This is a genomic window from Rhodococcus sp. YH1, assembly GCF_009939605.1.
Taxonomy (GTDB): Bacteria; Actinomycetota; Actinomycetes; order Mycobacteriales; family Mycobacteriaceae; genus Rhodococcus; species Rhodococcus aetherivorans.
On the sequence record NZ_WVTE01000119.1, the window covers coordinates 1 to 7049 of the forward strand.

Here is a 7049-nt window from a genome sequence, read left to right on the forward strand (position 1 = left end):
ACGGCAGCCTCGGCATCCGCAAGTTCTTCGAATCCCCCTACCGGCCCGGGCAGAAGGTCACCGTCGACGAGTACTACCGGTGGGTGTTCGAGAACAGCGTGCCCGGCCTGCCGAAGGCCGCGGCCGAGTTGTTCTTGCCCGCGGAGGATTCCGGCTGGCGGGTGCGGACCCGCACGCGGGCGGTGCGGGTGGTGCGGCGGGTCGGCACCCGCCCGGTCGGCTCCGCCGTCGACTTCACCCGTGCGGTACGCACCGAGCTGTCCGACCCGCTGACCCCCGTCCTCGCCACCGGCTCCGCGGCGAGTGCGGTGCTCGGTTCGCCGCTCGACGCCGTGCTCGTGGGATCGGTGTTGCTGCTCAACGCCGCGATCTCGGCCGCCCAGCGCCTGCGTGCCGAGCGACTTCTGAAAAGGCTTCTGGCGGTGCAGGATCCGCCCGCGCGCCGCGTCGCCGGACCACGCGGCGGCAGGCGATACGTCGGAGTCCCCGCGGCCCGGCTGCGTCCCGGGCACGTCGTCGAGGTCCGTCCCGGCGAGGTCGTGCCCGCGGACGGGCGCATCCTCCACGCCGACGGGGTCGAGGTCGACGAGTCGGCACTGACCGGGGAGTCGCTCCCGGTCGTCAAGCAGAGCGACTCGACGCCGGGGGCCCCGCTGGCCGAACGCGCCTGCATGCTCTACGCGGGCACCACCGTGCTCACCGGCACCGCGGTGACGGTCGTGACGGCGGTGGGCGGGGCCACCGAGACCCGTCGCGCCACCGCGATGGCGCCCGCGCGGGTCCGGGAGGTGGGCCTGCAGGCACGGCTGAGCACCCTCACCCGCCGGGCGCTGCCCGTCAGCCTCGGCGGCGGCGTCCTCGTCGCCGCGCTGGGCCTGCTCCGCGGCACCGGGGTCCGCGCGGCGGTGACCAGCGGGGTCGCGGTCACCGTCGCGGCCGTGCCGGAAGGGCTGACGCTCGTGGCCACCCTCGCGCAGGTCGCGTCCGCCCGCCGGCTCACCAAGCGCTCGACCCTCGTGCGGGCGCCCCGCTCGATCGAGGCCCTCAGCCGGGTCGACGTCGTCTGCTTCGACAAGACGGGCACACTCAGCGAGAACCGCCTGCGGGTCGCGGCGGTCGAACCCGCCCCCGGCTTCACCCGGGAGGACGTGCTGGCCTGCGCCGCCCGCACCGGCATTCCGGCAAACGGGGGACCACCCGAGCACGCCACCGACGTCGCGATCGTCGAGTCCGCGCACGCCGCCGCCGTCGCGGACCGGGCCGCCGAACGGACGGCCCACCTGCCGTTCCGGTCCGGCCGGGCCTACGCGGCTGCGATCGCCGGAAACCACCTCGCGGTCAAGGGTGCGCCGGAGATGATGCTCGGCGCCTACGGCGACGACCATCCCGACGTCCGCGAGCGGGTGCACGCCCTGGCCGCCGACGGACTGCGGGTCATCGCCGTGGGACAGCGCGACCTGACCGATGCCGAAACCGCTGGGGCGGCAGACGATCCCGACGCCCTCGCGGAGCTGTCCGGAAACGGGCTGCGGCACGTCGGCCTCATCGGGCTGTCCGACACACCGCGGGCCGACGCGGCCGGACTGCTGCCCGCGCTGCTCGAGCAGGGCGTCGCCGTCCGGCTCGTCACCGGCGACCATCCGGTGACCGCCGTCGCGATCGCCGGCGAACTGGGCCTGCCCGTCACGGCGGATCAGGTGCTCAGCGGTGCCGAATGGGACGGACTCTCGCACACCGAACGGGAACGAGCCGTGGAGGAGCGCCTCGTCTTCGCCCGGATGTCCCCCGAGCACAAGGTGCAGATCGTGCAGGCCCTCGAGCACACCGGACACGTGTGCGCCATGGTCGGTGACGGCGCCAACGACGCCGCCGCGATCCGGGCCGCGAGCGTCGGCATCGGCGTGGCCTCCCGCGGCAGCGACCCCGCGCGCGGCGCGGCCGACGTCGTGCTGCTCGAGGGCCGCGTCGCGGGCCTGCTCGACGCGCTCGACGAGGGCCGCGTGCTGTGGCAGCGAGTCCAGGCCGCCGTGTCGGTCCTGCTCGGCGGCAACGCGGGCGAGGTCGCCTTCGCGCTGCTCGGTAGCCTGATCACCGGCCGCTCGCCGCTCAATGCCCGCCAGCTGCTGCTGGTGAACATGCTCACCGACGCGCTGCCCGCGGCGGCCCTCGCCGTCAGCACCCCCCGCACCGACGGCTCCGGCCCCGCGCCCCGGCCCGACGAGTCCGTGCTGCTGCACGCCATGGCCGCCCGCGGCGCCACGACCGCGGCCGCGGCCACCGCGGCGTGGGCGATGGCCAGGGTCACGGGCTCGAACCCGCGCGCGTCGACCGTGGCGCTCGTCGCGCTCGTCGGCGCTCAGCTCGGGCAGACACTGCTCGAGTCCCGCAGCCCCCTCGTCGTCGCCACCGTCCTCGGCTCGCTCGCCGCCATGGCCGCACTGATCAGCACGCCGGGGGTCAGCGGGCTGCTGGGCTGCGTGCCGGTCGGTCCGGTCGGATGGACGCAGGCACTCGGGTGCGCTGTGGCGGCCACCGTGGCCGCCGCCGTCGCACCGACCGCCGCGCTCCGGCTGCCGGCGATCGGGGAGGTGGTGACATCGGTGCTCGAGTCCCGGGATGCCGGTGGCGCTTCCGGGAAAACGTCGGCGCCGACCGCTCGGCTCTCGCCGACATCGGGACTACAGTAGGGGCGAGTCCGACCGTCACGGCCGCCGTGCCCCGGGAACGACGGCTCCTCGAGGCGCCGAGCTCGCCGCAGACCCCCGCGCCACCGTCCCGCCGAGACCCCGCGCACGCTGGCGACCAAAGCAGAGCAGGACGTGCCATGCAGCTACTGGACACCACCGGCCACCTGGTCACCCGCACCGCGTACGCCACCACCAGCGCCGCGGGAGCCGTCGGCGGCGCCGCTGTCGGCGGGCTCGTCGGCAGCGTGCGCGGTGCGCTCGACGGCGCCCGCTCCGGTGTGAGCAGCGGCTCCGGCTCCACCCCGGCGGCGGCGCTGACCCTCGCGGCGCTCGGGCTCACCGGGCTCGTGGAATGGCCGGTCGTCGTCGCCGTCGGCGGAGGCGCGCTCGCCGTCCGGCTCCTCGCGCCCCGCCCCGGCCCGGTGCGTCCCGGCGCGACCGCCGCCGCCCCCGGGGCGGTCACCGCACCCGCACCGACGGCGCAGCCGGCACGGAAGACTCCCCCCGTGGCGACGAGCTAGTTCGGCCGGTGGTGTCAGTCGTCGACCACGACCACCACGCCGGCGCGCATCAACACGGCGTACAGCTCGCACAGCGGGGGAGTGAGCAGCCGGACCACGGCGCCGACCACCGCATCCGGGCCCACGGCGGCCATCGGGTTCGACATGCCCCCGACGGTAGGGACGTCAGGTGAACCGAAGTTGACGAGCGAGGAAAGAATGGCCGACGAACAGTCCTTCTGGGAATCCCACCGAACGATGGCGCGGCTCGCCCGCGACGCCGAACGCTTCGCCGTGCACCTGCCCCTCGTCGGCCGAGTCGGGATCCCACGGCCCGACCAGCTCGCCTACTTCGCCGGGCTGGCGGCGCTGGTAGCGCTGGATCTGATCGAGTGGCCGGTGGCGGTGGCCATCGCCGCGGGCCAGGTGGTGGTTACCGAGCACAACCACCGCGGTGCCGCGGCCTCGATGCACCGCCCCGGGACGCCGACCGCCGCCGGCGCAGGCACGGCGACGACGTCCGCGGAGGCGACGACCTGACTCGTCACGGGGTGCACACGAGCGTGAATCCCGCGCCGATCCCGCCCCGGGCGTCCAGGTCCTCGATGATCCGGTCGGCCCGCTGGTACACCGCGAAGCGCACGTCGTTCGGCCGGTATCCGACCGCGAGGCCGAGCCACTCGTGGGTGTCGGTGCGGGCCAGCGGGCCGCCGGAGTCGCCCTGCTGCATCACGAGCCACGAGTTGACCGAGTTCGGGTTCACCAGCACGTCGCGGGTGCCGGCGACGTCCAGCGTGTCGACGAGCGGGGCGGGCCCGCACGCGATCCCGGTCGTGTGCCCGGCCGCGCAGTGCCTGCCGATGTCCTGGTCGCCGTCCGGCAGCGAGCCGATCGACTCGAGCACCACGACCTCGCCGTCGGCGTCCGGCGCCGAGGTGTTCGAGCCGCGTACCCTCGTCTCGTCGAGCTGGAGCACCGCATAGTCCGGCACCGCGTCGGTCGGTATTCCGAGCCAGTCCACCGACCCGGGGCTGTGGACGGAGGTCTCGGTGCCGACAGGCCCGCGGCTCTGCTCGCCGGCCTTCCACACGGCGGCCGAGCCGGTCTGCCGGCAGTGGCCGGCGGTGATGGCGACGAGCCGCCCTGCGCGGTCGTGGCCGACCGCGGCGACCGAGCACCAACCCGGCGCGGGATCGGCGGCGGTGAAGGTGATGCCGTCGCCCGGGCGCAGCACGATCCGATCGTCCGGCACGTGCGCGGCCGCACCCGGAGCCGGGGCGAGCAGCGCAGCCGCGCAGGCCGCCACGACGGGAAGGGCGCGTCCCATGCCTTCTCCGATCTCGATCCGCGTTCCGCAGGGCCCGGGAACGGTCGGCGGTGGTCCCGACCGGAACACCGGCCGGCGCAACCGAAATCGGCACCTTACCAGCGTTCCCGGACGTCGGCGCGGCGCACCGGTCGAGATGGCGACGGGGTGGGGGCCCGCGGGTCGCTCGGGGCGCCGCTCCGATGAGGCGGCGCACTGTGGGTGCCCCCGGTCAGACTCGAACTGACACTGTACGGGTTTTGAATCCGTTTCCTCTGCCAATTGGGATACGGGGGCGTCGTGCGGAGACCACTGTAGAAGATCGGTAACTGCCGTCGACCACCGGTACCCTTCTAACGTTCCACCCCCCTCCGCGGGGGCCGCCCGAGCGACAGGAGATGGCCGACGATGACAGCCGCCCCGCACGAGAATCCCGCTCAGCCGCGGCGCGTCGTAGTGGCCGAGGACGAGGCGCTGATCAGGCTCGATCTGGTGGAGATGCTCCGCGAGGAAGGCTACGAGGTCGTCGGTGAGGCCGGCGACGGGCAGCGGGCGGTCGAGCTGGCGGAGGAGCTGAAGCCCGACCTGGTCATCATGGACGTGAAGATGCCCCGGCGCGACGGCATCGACGCCGCCTCGGAGATCGCCGCCCGCCGCATCGCGCCTGTGGTCATCCTCACGGCGTTCAGTCAGCGCGAACTTGTCGAACGTGCCCGGGACGCCGGCGCCATGGCGTATCTCGTCAAGCCGTTCTCCAAGTCCGATCTCGTTCCAGCCATCGAAGTGGCGGCGAGCCGGTTCGCGGAGATCCGTGAACTCGAGCGCGAGGTGGCGGGGCTGACCGAGCGGTTCGAGACCCGCAAGCTCGTCGACCGAGCCAAGGGCCTGCTCATGGACAAGCATGCGATGACGGAGCCGGAGGCGTTCCGCTGGATCCAGCGGGCGGCAATGGATCGGCGCACCACGATGAAGCACGTCGCCGAGGTGGTCATCGAGACGCTGGGTGGTGCCGCGGCGGGATGACGGAGCTCCCCGTCACCCCGGCGTTAATTCTTCGATAACGGTCGCGTCACAAGGATTTCGCCCGGGTTCACGGACGGCGCGGGGCGGATAGGTTTCTGGCCACGTCCCGGTGACGCATCCGGGACGGTGTGCATGCCGATCGAAGGAGAGTTGGATGGCCAGACGGACCTTCGTCCGCGCCGCTGCGGTGTTCGGAGCAGCGTCTCTCGCCCTCGCGGGTTGTAGCTCGGACAGCGACGATTCCGCCGCGGGCGGTTCCGGTGACAGCGCGGCGTCCGCGACGACCGTGACCACCGACTGCGAACCCGCGCAGGCGACCGCCGGTGCCACGCCGGTGACGACCCCGCTGAAGATCGGCACCCTGCTTCCCGAGACCGGCAGCCTCGCCTTCCTCGGGCCCCCGGAGGTGGCGGCGGTGCGGCTCGCGGTGGACGACGTGAACGCCGCCGGCGGTGTGCTGAGCCAGCCGGTGGAGCTGATCACCGGCGACTCGGGCGACACCACGACCGACACCGCGAACTCCACGGTGGACCGGGAACTCGCGGCGGGAACGCAGGTGATCGTGGGGGCGGCCTCGTCGTCGGTGTCGCTGAAGGTGCTCGACAAGATCGCCAGCGCCGGGGTGGTGATGTTCTCGCCGGCGAACACCTCCGACCAGTTCGTCTGCTATCCCGACAAGGGGCTGTACTTCCGCACCGCCCCCACCGACGTGCTGCAGGCGCAGGCCCTGGCGCAGCTGATCTCGGACGACGGTGCCCAGCGGGTGTCGATCATCGCGCTCAACGACCCGTACGGCACCGGCCTGGCCACCAACACCCAGAACAACCTCGTCGAGGCCGGCGTGCCGGAGGACCAGGTCCAGAAGATCATCTACGACCCCAACGCGCAGTCGTTCAACGCCGAGGTCGACCAGATCAAGAACTTCGGCCCCGACGCCGTGGCGATCATCGGGTTCGAGGAGTCCGCGAAGATCCTCACCCGCATGCACGAGGTGGGTATCGGGCCGTCCGACGGCATGCTCGTCTACGGCGTGGACGGAAACATGGGCAACGCCCTCGGTGAGGCCGTCGCGCCCGGGCTGGTCGACACGATGCGCGGCACCACTCCGCTCACGGACGTCGGCCCGGACTTCCAGAATCGGCTCAAGGTCATCGATCCCGCGCTGATCGACTTCAACTATGCCGGCGAATCGTACGACGCCGTGGTGATCTCGGCGCTCGCCGCGGAACAGGCCGGCTCCACCGCCGGGGTGGACATCGCCGCGAACATCAACAGCGTCACCAAGGACGGCACGACGTGCACCAGCTACCAGCAGTGCCTGGATCTGCTGCGCGGGGGCCAGGACATCGACTACGACGGTGTCACCGGCCGGCTCAACTTCACCGACGCCGGCGAGCCCGGCATCGGGTCCTACGGGCACCTGGTGTTCGGGCCGGACAACAGGCTCACCACCGAGGACTACATCGTGGTCGGTGAAGCCCCCACGCGGGCGCGGCAGACACGTCGATCGGGTCGTCGTCGCGGACCGCCACC

At 72.9% G+C, this 7049-nt stretch carries 7 protein-coding genes and 1 tRNA gene; 5 read left to right on the top strand and 3 right to left on the bottom strand.

The window, feature by feature from the left end:
* Positions 1 to 2687, top strand: a 2687-nt coding sequence (locus AIIKEEIJ_RS11065) for a cation-translocating P-type ATPase (protein ID WP_238406306.1), incomplete at its 5' end; no start/stop codon positions are given.
* A gap of 137 nt (positions 2688 to 2824) precedes the next feature.
* Positions 2825 to 3208: a hypothetical protein gene (locus tag AIIKEEIJ_RS11070; RefSeq protein WP_006941117.1), complete on the top strand. Its 384-nt coding sequence runs from the start codon at positions 2825 to 2827 to the stop codon at positions 3206 to 3208.
* Positions 3209 to 3222: 14 nt separating this feature from the next.
* Here the strand turns inward: AIIKEEIJ_RS11070 and AIIKEEIJ_RS33655 are convergent, their stop codons facing one another.
* Positions 3223 to 3354: a hypothetical protein gene (locus tag AIIKEEIJ_RS33655; protein WP_256997108.1), complete on the bottom strand. Its 132-nt coding sequence runs from the start codon at positions 3352 to 3354 to the stop codon at positions 3223 to 3225.
* A gap of 52 nt (positions 3355 to 3406) precedes the next feature.
* Here AIIKEEIJ_RS33655 and AIIKEEIJ_RS11075 point away from each other — a divergent pair, with 52 nt between their 5' ends.
* Entirely contained in the window at positions 3407 to 3727 is a 321-nt protein-coding gene (locus AIIKEEIJ_RS11075; protein ID WP_006941121.1) for a hypothetical protein, read from the top strand.
* Between the two features lie 4 nt (positions 3728 to 3731).
* On the opposite strand, the gene AIIKEEIJ_RS11080 is transcribed toward AIIKEEIJ_RS11075, so the two are convergent.
* Positions 3732 to 4514, bottom strand: coding sequence for a hypothetical protein (locus AIIKEEIJ_RS11080; RefSeq protein WP_029544013.1), 783 nt, complete (start codon positions 4512 to 4514; stop codon positions 3732 to 3734).
* 202 nt (positions 4515 to 4716) lie between these two features.
* Positions 4717 to 4790 (bottom strand) — tRNA-Leu (locus tag AIIKEEIJ_RS11085).
* A gap of 111 nt (positions 4791 to 4901) precedes the next feature.
* Here AIIKEEIJ_RS11085 and AIIKEEIJ_RS11090 point away from each other — a divergent pair.
* The gene (locus AIIKEEIJ_RS11090) at positions 4902 to 5516 is read left to right on the top strand and encodes an ANTAR domain-containing response regulator (RefSeq protein ID WP_006941125.1); all 615 of its coding nucleotides are present in this window, start codon (positions 4902 to 4904) and stop codon (positions 5514 to 5516) included.
* A gap of 154 nt (positions 5517 to 5670) precedes the next feature.
* A partial coding sequence (locus tag AIIKEEIJ_RS11095) for an ABC transporter substrate-binding protein (protein ID WP_161995649.1) occupies positions 5671 to 7049 on the top strand: 1379 nt, incomplete at its 3' end.